Source organism: Arcobacter sp. CECT 8989 (assembly GCF_004116715.1).
Classification (GTDB): Bacteria; Campylobacterota; Campylobacteria; order Campylobacterales; family Arcobacteraceae; genus Halarcobacter.
Map to the genome: position 1 here is coordinate 1 of NZ_PDKE01000106.1, position 406 is coordinate 406.

At 27.3% G+C, this 406-nt stretch carries 1 protein-coding gene; it reads right to left on the reverse strand.

Translation table 11 applies throughout. From position 1 onward, the window contains the following. The coding region (locus CRV02_RS14625) for an ion channel (RefSeq protein ID WP_258239339.1) at window positions 1-406 on the reverse strand (406 nt) is incomplete at both ends.

A 406-nucleotide genomic window follows, 5' to 3' on the forward strand; every position in this document is an offset into this window, starting at 1 on the left:
ATTTACAACTTCATGTGTAATTTGATTATAGCCTAAGATAATAATGAATTTCTCTTTTATTCCTTTTACTTGTCTTTTAAATCTTGTTCTTTTTATTCCTCTAATAAATAGTTTATCTTGAAGTAAAGACACTAAAGTACCAATTGCATAAAACCATCCTAAAACAGTTATATAAATAGAAGCAGTTGCCCAAATTCTTTGGGCATATGTAAACTCATAAGGAGTTTCACCAAAACCAATAGTTGTAGCTGTGTAAGTTACAAAATAAAAAGCATCAAATATAGTCATTTGATAAGGGTTGCCATTATTGTCAACCCCTTCAATTATAAGAAAACCTACAATAGCTATTGTATAAGTAATAATTAAAACCAAAAAAGGTTTTCTCATTCTTTGTAAGACTATAAAT